This is a genomic window from Streptomyces sp. NPDC002144, from assembly GCF_053593695.1.
This window is the reverse complement of the sequence record NZ_JBSFDB010000011.1, coordinates 159,530-175,028: the sequence shown is the minus strand read 5'-3', so window position 1 is coordinate 175,028 and position 15,499 is coordinate 159,530. Positions and strand designations below refer to the sequence as shown.

The following is a 15,499-nucleotide window of genomic DNA, read 5'->3' as shown; positions in this document are numbered from 1 at the left end:
CCGTGCCGTGGGGATGCCCGATTCGGACTTGTTGGGAGGACGTGACAACATGCGGTCATGTCCTCCGCGCTGACCGATCTCTTCCCGTATCCGATCGTGCAGGCCCCCATGGCGGGCGGCGTCTCCGTGCCCGCGCTCGCCGCCGCCGTGTCCGAGGCCGGCGGGCTGGGGTTCCTGGCCGGTGGGTACAAGACCGCCGACGGCATGTACCAGGAGATCAAGCAGCTGCGGAGCCTGACCAGCCGCCCCTTCGGCGTGAACCTCTTCCTGCCGCAGCCGGAGTACGCCGACCAGGGCGCCGTGGAGATCTACACCCACCAGCTGACCGGTGAGGCCGCCTGGTACGAGACCGAGCTCGGCGACCCGGACAGCGGCCGCGACGACGGCTACGACGCCAAGCTCGCCGTCCTGCTGGACAACCCGGTGCCCGTGGTGTCGTTCCACTTCGGCGTCCCCAGCCGGGACGTCGTCGACTCCCTGCACCGCCTGGGCACCTTCGTCCTGGTCACCGCGACCACCGCCGAGGAGGCCCTCGCCGTGGAGCGGTCCGGGGCCGACGTGGTGATCGCGCAGGGCGTGGAGGCCGGCGGCCACCAGGGCACCCACCGCGACACCCCGGAGAACGACGGCGCCGGCATCGGCCTGCTCTCCCTCGTCGCCCAGGTCAGCGAGACCGTGGCCATCCCGATCGTCGCCGCCGGCGGCATCATGCGCGGCGGCCAGATCGCCGCCGTCCTCGCGGCGGGCGCGAGCGCGGCCCAGCTCGGCACCGCGTTCCTGGCCACGGCCGAGTCCGGCGCCAACGCCGTCCACAAGCAGGCGCTCACCAACCCCCTGTTCACGCGGACGGAACTCACCCGCGCCTTCTCCGGCCGCCCGGCCCGCGGCCTGGTCAACCGCTTCATGCGTGAGCACGGCCCGTACGCCCCCGCCGCCTACCCCCAGCTCCACCACATCACCGCGCCCCTGCGCAAGAAGGCCGCCGCGTCCGGCGACGCGCAGGGCATGGCGCTGTGGGCGGGGCAGGGGCACCGCATGGCCCGCGAGCTGCCGGCCGGGCAGCTGGTCGAGGTCCTCGCCGCCGAGCTCGACGCGGCCCGGACGGCGTTGTCGGGCCAGGGGGACCTGCGATGACCGCGCCGGTGTTCGTCGCCGAGGACCTGCCGGCCGGCGCCGGTCCGTACGTCCTCGACGGCGCCGAGGGCCGGCACGCGGTCTCGGTGAAGCGGCTGCAGCCCGGCGAGGAGGTCGTCCTCACCGACGGCGCCGGTCGGCACGCGGCGTGCGAGGTGACCGGCGCCGAGGGCAAGGACCGGCTGCTCGTCCGCATCGTCTCGGTGTCCGAGGAGCCGGAGCCCGCCCCGCGCATCACGGTCGTCCAGGCCCTGCCCAAGGGCGACCGGGGTGAACTGGCCGTGGAGACCATGACCGAGGTCGGTGTCGACGCCGTCGTGCCCTGGCAGGCCGCCCGCTGCATCACCCAGTGGCGGGGCGAGCGCGGACTGAAGGCGCTCGCCAAGTGGCGGGCCACCGCCCGGGAGGCCGGCAAGCAGTCCCGGCGGGTCCGCTTCCCCGAGATCGCGGACGCGGCGACGACCAGACAGGTTGCCGCACTTCTCGCCAAAGCCGACCTCGCCGCCGTCCTGCACTCCGACTTCGAGCACCGCAGCGAGCACCTGGCCACCGCCGAACTCCCCGCCCACGGCGAGATCGTGCTGGTCGTCGGCCCCGAAGGGGGCGTGTCCAAGGACGAGTTGGCGCTGTTCGAGGAGGCGGGTGCGAAGGCGTACGTGCTGGGGCCTACCGTGCTGCGTACATCGACCGCCGGCACCGCGGCTGCGGCCCTGCTCCTGGGCCGCACCGGCCGCTGGTCCTGACCACCCACCGGGGGACCACGTGGAACTCGCCCAAGTCCGCCTCCTCGTCGCCGACTTCGCCGCCTGCTACCGCTTCTACGCCGACGTCCTCGGGCTGAAGCCGCAGTCCGGGGCGAGCGAGGGACCGTACGAGAAGTTCAGCCCGGCCACGGGATCGGCGGGGATCGCCCTGCAGGACCGCTCGATGATGGCCGAGGTCCTGGACGAACTGGGCGACACGGCCACCGGCCACCGCTCGCTGGTGGTGCTGCGCGTCGACGACCTCGACGGCTACTGCGAGCGGATCACGGAGCGCGGGGCCACCGTGCTGCACGGTCCCGCCCCGATGACCGACCGCATGCGCGTGGCCCATCTCAAGGACCCCGAGGGCAACCTGGTGGAGCTGCAGGAGTGGCTGCTGCTGCGGACCTGAGGCCGGGTCGGCTCCTCCTCGAGGGGCGCTCCAATGACCGTATGCGCCCTTCCGCGGACGCGCACTCGGTGGCAGGCTGCCCTTCATGGGGGCGTTGAGGCGCAGTTGGCGACGGCCACCGGCACGACGGGTGGCGGCCGTGGCGGGGTTTGCCGTCGTGGCCGTCGGAGGGGCCGTGGCCTGTGATCCCGGTGGGCTCGGCACCGCGGCCGTCGCGTACACCACCGACCAGACCGCGACCAAGGAACTGAAGCGGCACAACATCGACGTGCAGTGGCTCAGCTGCACCGCCAACTACGGCAACAACAACACCAGTCACAACACCATGCCCAGCGCGAGCGAGACCACCGTCGCCAACGTCGACTGCCAGGGGCAGACCAAGGACGGCAAGGACATCACCGTCACCGGCAAGGTCACCCGCGCCGTGGACGGCGCCTGTGTGCGCGGTGACCTGACGGCCAAGGTCGGCGGCAAGACGCTGTTCCACGTCGCCGGGCTCGGCGACTGCACCTCCACGCCCTCCCCGATCGTGAACAACCCCAGCGGCGGCAACGGCAACCAGCCCGGCGCCACCGTCACCGTGACCGTCACGCGGACCATCTGGTGCAAGGGCGACCCGCAGTGCTGGCCGGTCCAGGGCAAGTGATCCAAACCGCTGCCCGGCGACCCGGCGGCTGCCTAGAGTGATCGTGTGACGCAGCCCGCAGCCCCCGCGTATCTCCGGTTCCCGCACCTGCACGGCGACTTGCTCGCCTTCACCGCCGAGGACGACGTGTGGCTCGCCCCCCTCGACGGCGGCCGGGCCTGGCGGGTCAGCGCGGACAACGTGCCGGTGAACCACCCCCGCATCTCGCCCGACGGCACCACCGTCGCCTGGACCTCCACCCGCGACGGCGCCCCCGAGGTCCATGTGGCCCCGATCGACGGCGGTTCCGCGAAACGCCTGACGTACTGGGGCAGTTCACGCACCCAGGTGCGCGGCTGGACCCCGGACGGAGACGTCCTCGCGATCAGCACCCAGGGCCAGGCCAGCCTGCGCCGCAGCTGGGCACGGGCGATTCCGCTCGACGGCGGCCCGGCGGCCACCCTGCCCTACGGCCCCGTCGGCCATGTGGCCTTCGGCCCGTCCACCGTCCTGCTCTCCGCGCCCATGGGCCGCGAGGCGGCCTGGTGGAAGCGCTACCGGGGCGGCACGGCGGGCAAGTTGTGGATCGACCGGGACGGCGACGGCGAGTTCGTGCGCCTGCACGAGGACGTGGACGGCAACCTCGAGAGCCCCGTCTGGACCGGCGACCGGATCGCCTTCCTCTCCGACCACGAGGGCGTCGGCGCCGTCTACTCCTCCCTCGCCGACGGCTCCGACCTGCGCCGGCACACCCCGATCGACGGCTTCTACGCCCGCCATCTCGCCGGCGACGGCACCCGGCTGGTGTACGCGTCCGCGGGTGAGCTGTGGATCCTCGACGACCTGGACACCGCCGAGCCGCGCCGCCTGGACGTCCGGCTCGGCGGCCCCCGGCTCGACCTGCAGCCGTTCCCGGTGAACGCCGCCCGCTGGTTCGGCTCCGCGCACCCCGACCACACCGCCCGCGGCAGCGCGGTCGCCGTCCGCGGCTCCGTGCACTGGGTCACCCACCGCTCCGGCCCCGCCCGCGCCCTGGCCGCCGAACCCGGCGTACGGGCCCGGCTGCCGCGCACCTTCCGGGTGGACGGCGAGGAACACGTCGTCTGGGTCACCGACGCCGAGGGCGACGACGCCCTGGAGTTCGCCCCCGCGACCGGCACCGCCCCCGGCACAACCCCGCGTCGGCTGGCCGCCGGACAGCTCGGCCGGGTCCTCGACCTCGCCGTGGCCCCCGACGGCGGCCGCGTCGCCGTCGCCGCGCACGACGGACGCGTCCTGCTCGTCGAACGGGACACCGGCGAGGTCCGCGAGGTGGACCGCTCCACCGACGGGGACGTCTCCGGCCTGGTCTTCTCCCCCGACTCCGGCTGGCTCGCCTGGTCCCACCCCGGCCCGCGCCCGCTGCGGCAGCTGCGCCTCGCCAACACCACCGACCTGTCGGTCACCGAGGCCACCCCGCTCCGCTTCCGCGACTACGCGCCGGCGTTCACCCTCGACGGCAAGCACCTCGCCTTCCTCTCCGCGCGCTCCTTCGACCCGGTCTACGACGAGCACGTCTTCGACCTCGCCTTCGTCGGCGGCTCCCGCCCGCACCTGATCCCCCTCGCGGCGACCACCCCGTCCCCGTTCGGACCGCAGCGCCACGGCCTCCCCTTCGACGCCCCGGACAAGGACGAGACCCCCGACAGCGAGGGCACCCCCAGCACCCGTGTCGACCTCGAGGGACTGGCCGACCGGATCGTGCCCTTCCCGGTCGAGGCCGCCCGCTACTCCACCCTGCGCGCCGCCAAGGACGGGGTGCTGTGGCTGCGCCACCCCGTGCGCGGCGTCCTCGGCGCCTCCCGGGCCACCCCGGACGACCCGGACCCCAGGACGGCCCTGGAACGCTACGACCTGGCCCAGCAGCGCATCGAGCACCTCGCCTCCGACGCCGACCACTTCGCCGTCAGTGGCGACGGCAAGCGCGTCCTGCTGTGGACCGAGGACAAGCTCAAGGTCGTCCCCAGCGACCGGCGCGCCTCGAACGACGACGACAGCGACAGCAACATCACCGTCGACCTCGGCCGCGTCCGCCACACCGTGGACCCCGCCGCAGAGTGGCGCCAGATGTACGACGAGACCGGCCGCCTCATGCGGGACAACTTCTGGCGCCCCGACCTCGGCGGCGTCGACTGGGACGGCGTCCTGGACCGCTACAGGCCCGTCCTCGACCGCGTCGCCGCCCACGACGACCTCGTCGACCTCCTCTGGGAGGTCCAGGGCGAACTCGGCACCTCCCACGCCTACGTCACCCCGCGCGGCAACCACGGCCACGGCGAACGCCAGGGTCTGCTCGGCGCCGACATCTCCCGCCACGAGGACGGCGCCTGGCGCGTCGACCGCATCCTCCCCGCCGAGACCTCCGACCCCGACGCCCGCTCCCCGCTGGCCGCGCCCGGTGTCGCGGTCCGCGCCGGGGACGCGATCGTCGCGGTCGCCGGCCGCCCGGTGGACCCGGTCACCGGGCCCGGACCGCTCCTGGTCGGCACGGCCGGCAAACCCGTCGAGCTGACGATCCTCCCCTCCGGCGGCGGCGACCCCCGGCACGCCGTCGTCGTCCCCGTCGCCGACGAGGAACCCCTGCGCTACCACGCCTGGGTCGCCGACCGCCGCGCCTACGTCCACGAGCGCTCCGACGGCCGCCTCGGCTACCTCCACGTCCCCGACATGCAGGCCCCCGGCTGGGCCCAGATCCACCGCGACCTGCGCGTCGAGGTGGCCCGCGAGGGCCTGGTCGTCGACGTCCGCGAGAACCGCGGCGGCCACACCTCCCAGCTGGTCGTCGAGAAGCTGGCCCGCAGGATCGTCGGCTGGGACCTGCCACGCGGACTGCGCCCCTACAGCTACCCCGAGGACGCCCCCCGCGGCCCCGTGGTCGTCGTGGCCAACGAGTTCTCCGGCTCCGACGGCGACATCGTCAACGCCGCGATCAAGGCCCTGGGCCTGGGCCCGGTCGTCGGCACCCGCACCTGGGGCGGGGTCATCGGCATCGACAGCCGCTACCGCCTGGTCGACGGCACCCTGGTCACCCAGCCGAAGTACGCGTTCTGGCTGGAGGGTTACGGCTGGGGCGTGGAGAACCACGGCGTCGACCCGGACGTGGAGGTCGTGCAGCGGCCCCAGGACCACGCGGCCGGCCGTGACGCCCAACTGGACGAGGCGATCAGGCTCGCGCTGGAGGCACTGGAGACCAGCCCGGCGAAGACGCCGCCGGGCCTGCCGGCCTGACCGCCGACGATAGAGTGGCCCCACATCCGATCACCGCTGTTCAGGAGGGCACATGGCCGGGGAACCGCAGGACGACTGCCTGTTCTGCAAGATCGCGGAAGGGCACGTCCCCGCCACGATCGTCCGTGAGACAGAGACCACCGTCGCCTTCCGGGACATCAACCCCCAGGCCCCCACCCACGTCCTGGTGATCCCCAAGGTCCACTACGAGAACGCGGCCACCCTCGCCGCCGCCGAACCCGCCATCGCGGCCGACGTCCTCACAGAGGCCCGGTCCGTCGCGGAGGACGAGAAGCTCGACAGCTACCGCATCGTCTTCAACACCGGCGCCGGCGCGGGCCAGACCGTCTTCCACGCCCACGCCCACGTCCTCGGCGGCCGCGGCCTGCAGTGGCCCCCCGGATAACCCACCGTGTCGGTACGTGAATTGGTCGTCCTCGGCACAGCCAGCCAGGTCCCGACCCGGCACCGCAACCACAACGGCTACCTGCTCCGCTGGGACGGCGAGGGCATCCTCTTCGACCCCGGCGAGGGCACCCAGCGCCAGATGCTGCGCGCCGGGGTCGCCGCGCACGACCTGAACCGCATCTGCGTCACCCACTTCCACGGCGACCACTCCCTCGGCCTCGCCGGCGTGATCCAGCGGATCAACCTCGACAAGGTCCCGCACGAGATCACGGCGCACTACCCGCGCAGCGGGCAACGCTTCTTCGACCGCCTGCGCCACGCGACGGCGTACCGCGAGACGGTCGCGCTCACCGAGGCCCCGGTCCACACGGACGGCCCGCTGGCCACCACCCCGGCGTACACGCTGGAGGCCCGCCGGCTCTCCCACCCCGTCGAGTCCTACGGCTACCGCCTCACCGAACCCGACGGCCGCCGTATGCTCCCCGAGCGTCTCGCCGCGCACGGCGTCAGAGGCCCGGACGTCGGCCGCCTCCAGCGCGAGGGCTCACTGGACGGCGTCTCGCTCGACGACGTCAGCGAGGTCCGCCGCGGCCAGCGGTTCGCGTTCGTCATGGACACCCGCCTCTGCGACGGCGTGCACGCGCTCGCGGACGGCGTCGACCTGCTCGTCATCGAGTCGACCTTCCTCGACGAGGACACCGGCCTCGCCACCGAACACGGCCACCTCACCGCCGGCCAGGCGGCCCGCGTGGCCCGGGACGCCGGCGTACGGCACCTGGTGCTGACGCACTTCAGCCAGCGCTACACCGACCCCGAGGAGTTCGAGCGGCAGGCGCGCGCGGCCGGCTTCGAGGGCGAGCTCACGGTGGCGCACGACCTGCTGCGGATCCCGGTTCCGAAACGTCGTTAAATCACCCGTACGATACTGCGATGCCCCTCCCCAAAGCAGAACTGCACCTCCACATCGAAGGAACCCTGGAGCCGGAGCTCGCTTTCGAGCTGGCCGCCCGCAACGGCGTCGAACTGCCGTACGCCGACACCGCCGAGCTCCGCGAGGCCTATGACTTCGCGGACCTCCAGTCCTTCCTGAACCTGTACTACGAGCTCATGGCCGTCCTGCGCACCGAGCGGGACTTCGAGGACCTCGCCGACGCCTACCTCGCCCGCGCTGCCGCGCAGGGCGTCCGGCATGCGGAGATCTTCTTCGACCCGCAGGCGCATCTCGCGCGGGGCGTGGAGATGGGCACGATCGTCGAGGGGCTGTGGCGGGCGCTGGGGAGCAGCGAGGCCGACCACGGCGTCTCCACCCGGCTCATCCTCTGCTTCCTGCGCGACGAATCCGCCGAGTCGGCCCTGCAGACCCTGCACGCGGCGAAGCCGTACCTGGACCGGATCACCGGCGTCGGACTCGACTCCGCGGAGGTCGGGCATCCGCCGGTGAAGTTCCGCGAGGTGTACGCCGCCGCCGCGGACCTCGGGCTGCGGCGCGTGGCCCACGCCGGTGAGGAGGGGCCGCCGGAGTACATCACCGAGGCGCTGGACGTGCTCGGCGTCGAGCGGGTCGACCACGGGCTGCGGTGCGTCGAGGACCCGGCGCTGGTCGAGCGGCTGGTGCGGGAGCGGATACCGCTGACCCTGTGCCCGCTGTCCAACGTCCGCCTCCGCACGGTCGACACCCTCGCCGACCACCCCCTGCCGGCGATGCTCGACGCGGGGCTGATGTGCACGGTCAACTCCGACGACCCGGCCTACTTCGGCGGCTACGCGGGCGACAACTTCGAGGCCGTACAGCGGACCCTGGGCCTGTCCCAGGACCGGCTCCGGCAACTGGCCCGCAACTCCTTCCTGGCGTCCTTCCTGGAGGACGACGAGGAGCGGCGGGCGCGGTACCTCGCCGAGGTCGAGGCATACGCGTTTTGAGGCAGCAGGCGTCGTAGCGAGGTACCCGGCCGTCACCTTCTCAGCCGTAAACGACCGGGCCTGTGCGGCTCGGTTGCGTTCACACCTTGTCGCGCTCCCGACTGCCCCCTACGACAGGACGGTTACGGGTCGCATCTCCCTGCTCTCACGACGTTATGTGGGAGCAGAGACGGGTGCGGTGACAAACACCCACGCCGAGCGTGCGCGATTGCGCACGTTGACCCCGGCGACGACATCGGCAGGCCCAGCGAGGCCACACCGACGACAACAGAAGCGGTCTCGTGAAGGCCGGTTGGCCTTCTCGATGTGCCCGCAGCGCGGGCAGCGCTGCGAGGTGTGGGCCGCATCCACTTCAAGAAACGGAACTCCTGCCCGGCGAGCCTTGTAGGCGAGGTGCTGTCCCAGCTGGTGGAACGGCCACGAGGAGAGGGTGTTCCGCTGGTCGCGACGAAGCCGTACCCGGTCCAGGATCCCGTCCAATTGCTCGACAGCGATACCCCGTCCGGTGCGTTGCGCGACGGACACGATCTCCTTGCTGATCTTGTGGTTTACGTGTGTGGCATGCCGCTGTTCCTTCTGAGCTCGGCGGGCCAGACGGCGGGTGGCCGAGCGCGTGCCTTTCCGCTGTAGTTCGGCGCGCTTGTGGGCCTGCCAACGCCGGTACCGACGCAGACGGTGTCCTTGGTAGTTGACGCTGTCACTGGTAGTGGCGAGATTGACAATGCCGCGATCTACCCCGATCCAGTCGGTCGGTTCGGTGATCTCGGGGTCGGGGACCTCACAGGTGGCTAGTAGGTACCACTTGCCTTTCTTCCGAATCAGATCGCTCTCCCCCTTGCGGTGCTCCGAAAGGAGTTTCATCTGTCCTGGCTCGCCGGTGTAGCGCATGCCGCGCAGCCGACCGTTCACGGTCCAGATCGACACGGTGTGGGCATCGGTCTGCCAAGACAAGCACCGGTCGTCAAACGGCTGTGCCGCCTCCGGCCGGAAGCTGACCGGCGAGCCAGTGGCCTTGCGGTGCCGCTTCGGTCCCTTCCCGTCCAGCAATCCCGCCTTCAGCTGTGCCGCCAGCGTCGTGTAGGCGTCCACGACTTTCCTCACCACCCGCACCGCGGGCTGTGCTGAAAGGTCGAAGGCGGCTTTCACATCCGCGTACACGGCCTTCTGAAGCCCGTTGCGGTCCCGTACCCCCGACTCGAACGCGATGCGGGAGACGTAATTGGCGGCCCGGTTGCAGGCGTGCAGCGTCGCATCCAACGCCTGAGCTTGCTCGGGTGTTGGCAGCAGTTTGACCTGCACCACCAATCGCATGACAGCAACCGTAGTGACGTGCTCGCACGTCAGGACCTGGATCGCACACTCTCACCCGAACAAGTGAATCTCTCACAGACGCGCGTGCCTGTGCGGGCTGTTCTGGGTCTCGTTGGCTACCGCCAGTATGGGGCGCCCCCCGCGCCCGGTGCCGTCGCCTCGATCTTCGTCCTGATCTCCCGCATCACCGCCACGATCCGCTCCTCGTGCTCCGGCGTCAGCCGCGCCACCGGCACCGAGCAGCTGACCGCGTCCTGCGCCGGGACCTCGTAGCGCAGCGCGAACCCGAAGCCGACGATGCCGAGGACGCCCTCCTCGCGGTCGATGGCGTAGCCGCGGGCGCGGACCTCGGCGAGGTCGGCGGCCAACGCCTCCCTGGTGGTGCGGGTGTTGGGGGTGAGGGCCTCGTACGGGCCCTCGGGGAGGTCGTCGTCGGGGCGTTCGGCCAGAAGTGCCTTGCCGAGCGCGCCCACGTGCGCCGGCAGGCGGCGGCCGACCCGGCTGATGGTCCGCAGGTACTCGTGCGACTCCCGGGTGGCCAGATAGGCCACGTCCCGGCCGTCCAGGCGCCCCAGGTGGATCGTCTCGCCCAGTGCCTCCGACGCCTCGTCGAGATACGGCCGTACGACCCGCACGCGCGGGTCGGAGTCCAGATAGCTGGTGCCGGTCAGCAGGGCGTGGATGCCGATGCCGTAGAGGGAGCCGGTGATGTCCGTGCGCACCCAGCCCCGGCCGATCAGCGTCTGCAGCAGCGCGTACATCGAGCTGCGCGGCACCTCGAGCGCCTCCGCCAGTTCCTGCAGCCGTGCCGGCCGGTCGCCGCGCGCGGCGAGCAGTTCCAGCAGTTCGACCGTCCGTGCCGCGGACTTCACCTCGCGAACACCGCCGCCTGTCTCCGACATGGGGCGATGGTAGTCCGCCGCCATCCGCCCGTTGACGCCCGACGTTCGCATACCTAGGCTTTGTCTCCATACGTGGATGGCATCTATATGGGGAGACGTCGTGACGGGTGAGACGGAAACGACCGCGCGCAGGCTGCGGGAGGGCATGGAGGGCGGAGTGCTCTCCTTCCCGCTGACCTCCTTCCACGACGACGGCTCGCTCGACCCGGACGGCTTCCGCGCCCATGTCGCGGACCGGCTCGCCACCGCGCCCGGCGCCCTCTTCCCCGCCTGCGGCACCGGCGAGTTCTTCTCGCTGGAGGAGGACGAGTACCGCCAGGTCGTCACCGTCGCCGTCGAGGAGGCGGCCGGCCGGGTGCCCGTCGTCGCCGGGACCGGCTACGGCTGGGCGCAGGCCGCCCGCTTCGCGCGCATCGCCGAGGAGGCCGGCGCCGACGCCCTGCTCGTGCTGCCGCACTACCTCGTCGGCGCCCCGCAGGAGGGCCTCGTCGCCCAGCTGGAACAGATCGCGGCCCGCACCCGGCTCCCGCTGATCGCCTACCAGCGCGGCCAAGTCGCCTACACACCCGCCTCCCTGAGGCGGATCGCGGACATCCCGAACGTCATCGGCCTCAAGGACGGCCACAGCGACCTCGACCGGCTCCAGCGCCTCACCCTCGCCGCACCCCAGGGCTTCCTGTTCTTCAACGGCGCCGCCACCGCCGAGATCCAGGCCCGCGCGTACGCCACCGTCGGCGTCCCCGCCTACTCCTCCGCCGTGCACGCCTTCGCGCCCGAGATCGCGAACGCCTTCTTCACCGCCCTGCGCGCACACGACGACAAGGCCATGGACCGGCTGCTGCGCGACTTCTACGTGCCATTCGTGGAACTCCGCGACCGGGTACCCGGCTACGCCGTGTCCCTCGTCAAGGCCGCGGCCCGGCTGCGCGGAGGTCCCGTCGGCCCCGTCCGCGCCCCGCTCACCGACCCTTCGCCCGCCGACCTGGCCGACCTGCGGGCCCTCCTCGCCACCGGCCTCGACCTCGTAGGAGCCTCCCTGTGAACCTCACGATCACGGACGTCTGGCTGACCCCGATCCTGGTCGCCGACCCGCCGCTGCTCAACACCCAGGGCGTGCACCAGCCGTACACCCCGCGGCTGATCGTGGAGGTCCTGACGGGCGACGGGATCACCGGCGTCGGCGAGACGTACGGCGACACCAAGTACCTGGAACTGGCACGCCCCTTCGCCGAGAAGCTGAAGGGCCGTCAAGTGGACGACCTCAACGGCCTGTTCACCCTCGCCGACGAGGTCGCCGTGGACGACGCCCGGGTCTCCGGACAGGTCGACGTCGGCGGACTGCGCGGCGTCCAGACCGCCGACAAGCTGCGCCTGTCCGTCGTCTCCGCCTTCGAGGTGGCCTGTCTGGACGCCCTCGGCAAGACGCTCGGCCTGCCCGTGCACGCGCTGCTCGGCGGCAAGGTCCGGGACGCCGTCGAGTACAGCGCGTACCTGTTCTACAAGTGGGCCGCCCATCCCGAGGGCGTGGCCTGCGAGCAGGACGACTGGGGCGCGGCCGTCGACCCGGCGGGCGTCGTCGCGCAGGCGCGGCTGTTCAAGGAGCGGTACGGGTTCACCTCGTTCAAGCTCAAGGGCGGTGTCTTCCCGCCCGAGGAGGAGATCGCCGCCGTACGCGCCCTCGCCGAGGCCTTCCCCGGTCACCCGCTGCGGCTCGACCCGAACGGCGCCTGGTCCGTGGAGACCTCACTGAAGGTCGCCGGGGAGCTCGCGGACGTCCTGGAGTACCTGGAGGACCCGGCGCTCGGCACGCCCGCGATGGCCGAGGTCTCCGCCGGCACCGACGTGCCCCTCGCCACCAACATGTGCGTGACGACCTTCGCCGAGATCAAGGAGGCGTTCACCCGGGACGCCGTCCAGGTCGTCCTCTCCGACCACCACTACTGGGGCGGGCTGCGCAACACCCAGCAACTCGCCGCGATCTGCCGGACGTTCGGCGTCGGGATCTCCATGCACTCCAACACGCACCTCGGGATCAGCCTGGCCGCGATGACCCATGTCGCCTCCACCGTCCCGAACCTCCACCACGCCTGCGACTCCCACTATCCCTGGCAGTCGGAGGACGTCCTCACCCAGCGGCTGACCTTCGACGACGGCAAGGTCACCGTCTCCGACGCGCCGGGCCTCGGCGTCGAACTCGACCGGGAGAAGCTCGCCGTCCTGCACCAGAGGTGGCTCGACGACGACGGTGCGCTGCGCGAGCGCGACGACGCGGCGGCGATGCGGATCGCCGACCCCGAGTGGGTCACCCCCGCCGTGCCCCGCTGGTAGGACCGGGGACGGCCCGCACGGTACGGGGGGCGGCCGCTGCGGCGTGAGCGGCGGCGGATCGTCAGTGATGTGGTGCACACTGGCTGGATCCGCACCATGTCAGGGAGTGCACCGTGATCGCGCCCAACGCGTCCACCGGAAAGGGACCGTCACCCGTCATCGAGGGACCGCAGTGCCGGGCCCAGGTCGATCCGCTGGCCGGCCTGCGCACGCCCGACGACCCGCCCTGGGACGTGTACCTGACCGGCACGGTCTTCCTGGACATCATCTTCACCGGGCTCGACTCCGCCCCGGTGCGCGGCACCGAGTCCTGGGCGCGGGGCATGGGATCGAGCCCCGGCGGTGTCGCCAACATGGCCACCGCCCTCGCCCGGCTCGGCCTGCGGACCTCCCTCGCGGCCGCCTTCGGTGACGACCACTACGGCGAGTACTGCTGGGACGCGCTGGAGCAGGGCGAGGGCATCGACCTTTCCGCGTCCCGCACCGCGCCCGGCTGGCACTCCCCGGTCACCGTCTCCATGGCGTACGAGGGCGAGCGCACGATGGTCTCCCACGGCCACGAACCGCCCCCGGAGGAGCCCGCCCCCGACCACCCGCCGTACGCCCGCGCGGCCGTCGCCTCCCTCACCCCTGGCACGCGCGCCCCCTGGATCGCCCAGGCCGCGAGCCGCGGCACCCGCATCTTCGCCGACGTCGGCTGGGACGACACCGGGGCCTGGGACCTGGCGGGCCTGGCCGACCTGGAGCACTGCGAGGCCTTCCTGCCCAACGCGGAGGAGGCCATGCGCTACACCGGCGCCACCTGCCCGCGCGCCGCCGCCCACGCCCTCACCGAACACGTGCCGCTCGCCGTGGTCACCCTGGGCGCGGAGGGCGCGTACGCCGTGGACCGGCGGACCGGGGAGACGGCGGAGGTCCCCGCCATCGCCGTGGAGGCCCTGGACCCGACCGGCGCCGGTGACGTCTTCGTGGCCGGCTTCGTCACCGGCACCCTGGCGGGCTGGCCGCTCGCCGACCGGCTCGCCTTCGCCGGACTGACGGCGGCCCTCTCCGTCCAGGAGTTCGGCGGCTCCCTCTCGGCCCCGGGCTGGGCGGAGATCGGCGCCTGGTGGCGGAAGGTGCAGTCGGTGGAGGGACAGGAGCCGGAGGCGCTGAGCCGGTACGCCTTCCTGGACGCGCTGGTTCCGGGGGAGGGAACGACCCGCCCGTGGCCGCTGCGGCGGGCGGTGCCGACGATCGGGTTCGGGCGCTCGGCGTAGCGGACGCCGAAAAGCCCTACGGCGTTGTCAGTGCACCGTCGTACCCTTGGAATTGCGAGGCCGCCCTCAGCTGCGCGGCCGTGACGAGGAGGAACCGCAGGCCTACAGAGCCGGCCCATGACTCAGACACCCACAGCTCACACCCCCGCGCAGGAGCAGGCGAGAGCACAGTTCACGGTTCCCGCCCAGCACCCGATGGTCACCGTGCTGGGATCAGGCGACTCCCTCCTGCGCGTGATCGAGAAGGCCTTCCCGGCGGCCGACATCCACGTCCGGGGCAACGAGATCAGCGCGGTCGGCCACCCGGTCGACGTCGCCCTCATCTCGCGCGTGTTCGAAGAGATGATGCTGGTGCTCCGCACCGGGCAGCCGATGACGGAGGACGCAGTGGAACGCTCGATCGCCATGCTGAAGGCGAGCGAGAACGGGACGAGCGACGGCCAGGAGACCCCGGCCGAGGTACTGACGCAGAACATCCTGTCCTCCCGCGGCCGCACCATCCGCCCCAAGACCCTCAACCAGAAGCGGTACGTCGACGCGATCGACAAGCACACGATCGTCTTCGGCATCGGCCCCGCCGGTACCGGCAAGACCTACCTCGCCATGGCCAAGGCGGTGCAGGCCCTGCAGTCCAAGCAGGTCAACCGCATCATCCTGACCCGCCCCGCGGTCGAGGCCGGCGAACGCCTCGGCTTCCTCCCCGGCACCCTCTACGAGAAGATCGACCCGTACCTGCGCCCGCTGTACGACGCACTGCACGACATGCTCGACCCGGACTCGATCCCGCGGCTGATGGCGGCCGGGACGATCGAGGTGGCGCCGCTGGCATACATGCGCGGTCGCACGCTCAATGACGCCTTCATCATCCTGGACGAGGCCCAGAACACGAGCCCCGAGCAGATGAAGATGTTCCTGACCCGGCTCGGGTTCGACTCGAAGATCGTGATCACCGGTGACGTGACCCAGGTCGACCTGCCCAGCGGCACCAAGTCGGGGCTGCGTCAGGTCCAGGACATCCTGGAGGGCCTCGACGACGTCCACTTCTCCCGCCTGTCGTCCCAGGACGTCGTACGGCACAAGCTGGTCGGCCGTATCGTCGACGCGTACGAGCAGTACGACAGCAAGCACGGCACGGAGAACGGCACCCACAAGGGCAGCCGGGGGAAGTCCGCGCACAAGGGGAAGTAGAC

At 71.8% G+C, this 15,499-nt stretch carries 14 protein-coding genes; 12 read left to right on the top strand and 2 right to left on the bottom strand.

From position 1 onward, the window contains the following. The first annotated feature begins 57 nt into the window (after positions 1-57). The 8 genes from ACWCQ1_RS19020 to ACWCQ1_RS18985 all read left to right on the top strand — a co-directional run bounded on the left by ACWCQ1_RS19020 (position 58) and on the right by ACWCQ1_RS18985 (position 8,509). Positions 58-1,134: a nitronate monooxygenase gene (locus tag ACWCQ1_RS19020; protein ID WP_451026954.1), complete on the top strand. Its 1,077-nt coding sequence runs from the start codon at positions 58-60 to the stop codon at positions 1,132-1,134. Further along, positions 1,131-1,877: a 16S rRNA (uracil(1498)-N(3))-methyltransferase gene (locus ACWCQ1_RS19015; RefSeq protein ID WP_133041054.1), complete on the top strand. Its 747-nt coding sequence runs from the start codon at positions 1,131-1,133 to the stop codon at positions 1,875-1,877. The genes ACWCQ1_RS19020 and ACWCQ1_RS19015 overlap by 4 nt, the downstream gene beginning before the upstream one ends. 19 nt (positions 1,878-1,896) lie before the next feature. Then, positions 1,897-2,289, top strand: coding sequence for a VOC family protein (locus tag ACWCQ1_RS19010; RefSeq protein ID WP_358593396.1), 393 nt, complete (start codon positions 1,897-1,899; stop codon positions 2,287-2,289). Between the two features lie 85 nt (positions 2,290-2,374). Beyond that, positions 2,375-2,935 carry a hypothetical protein gene (locus ACWCQ1_RS19005; protein ID WP_207929622.1) on the top strand — a complete coding sequence of 187 codons (561 nt, stop codon included), beginning with the start codon at positions 2,375-2,377 and terminating at the stop codon, positions 2,933-2,935. 45 nt (positions 2,936-2,980) lie between these two features. Next, entirely contained in the window at positions 2,981-6,181 is a 3,201-nt protein-coding gene (locus tag ACWCQ1_RS19000; RefSeq protein WP_451026953.1) for a S41 family peptidase, read from the top strand. A 52-nt stretch (positions 6,182-6,233) separates the two neighbouring features. Next, on the top strand, positions 6,234-6,587 hold the full coding sequence (locus ACWCQ1_RS18995; protein ID WP_133041057.1) for a histidine triad nucleotide-binding protein: 354 nt from the start codon (positions 6,234-6,236) through the stop codon (positions 6,585-6,587). 6 nt (positions 6,588-6,593) lie between these two features. Further along, the gene (locus ACWCQ1_RS18990) at positions 6,594-7,499 is read left to right on the top strand and encodes a ribonuclease Z (protein WP_358593398.1); all 906 of its coding nucleotides are present in this window, start codon (positions 6,594-6,596) and stop codon (positions 7,497-7,499) included. Positions 7,500-7,519: 20 nt separating this feature from the next. Further along, positions 7,520-8,509: an adenosine deaminase gene (locus tag ACWCQ1_RS18985; protein ID WP_133041059.1), complete on the top strand. Its 990-nt coding sequence runs from the start codon at positions 7,520-7,522 to the stop codon at positions 8,507-8,509. Positions 8,510-8,662: 153 nt separating this feature from the next. Here the strand turns inward: ACWCQ1_RS18985 and ACWCQ1_RS18980 are convergent, their stop codons facing one another. Further along, a complete protein-coding gene (locus tag ACWCQ1_RS18980) occupies positions 8,663-9,820 on the bottom strand; it encodes an RNA-guided endonuclease InsQ/TnpB family protein (protein WP_358593399.1) in 1,158 nt (385 codons plus the stop codon). Positions 9,821-9,936: 116 nt separating this feature from the next. Next, complete coding sequence (locus ACWCQ1_RS18975; protein ID WP_133041060.1) at positions 9,937-10,722, bottom strand: IclR family transcriptional regulator; 786 nt, start codon at positions 10,720-10,722, stop codon at positions 9,937-9,939. A gap of 76 nt (positions 10,723-10,798) precedes the next feature. Here ACWCQ1_RS18975 and ACWCQ1_RS18970 point away from each other — a divergent pair, with 76 nt between their 5' ends. The 4 genes from ACWCQ1_RS18970 (at position 10,799) to ACWCQ1_RS18955 (ending at position 15,497) form a co-directional block, all read left to right on the top strand. Next, the gene (locus tag ACWCQ1_RS18970; protein ID WP_451026952.1) at positions 10,799-11,764 is read left to right on the top strand and encodes a 5-dehydro-4-deoxyglucarate dehydratase; all 966 of its coding nucleotides are present in this window, start codon (positions 10,799-10,801) and stop codon (positions 11,762-11,764) included. Next, complete coding sequence (locus ACWCQ1_RS18965) at positions 11,761-13,050, top strand: glucarate dehydratase family protein (RefSeq protein WP_358593401.1); 1,290 nt, start codon at positions 11,761-11,763, stop codon at positions 13,048-13,050. The genes ACWCQ1_RS18970 and ACWCQ1_RS18965 overlap by 4 nt, the downstream gene beginning before the upstream one ends. A 113-nt stretch (positions 13,051-13,163) precedes the next feature. Beyond that, positions 13,164-14,309, top strand: a complete 1,146-nt coding sequence (locus ACWCQ1_RS18960; protein ID WP_133041063.1) for a carbohydrate kinase family protein — start codon at positions 13,164-13,166, stop codon at positions 14,307-14,309. 117 nt (positions 14,310-14,426) lie between these two features. Further along, positions 14,427-15,497: a PhoH family protein gene (locus ACWCQ1_RS18955; protein ID WP_451026951.1), complete on the top strand. Its 1,071-nt coding sequence runs from the start codon at positions 14,427-14,429 to the stop codon at positions 15,495-15,497. Positions 15,498-15,499: the final 2 nt, after the last annotated feature.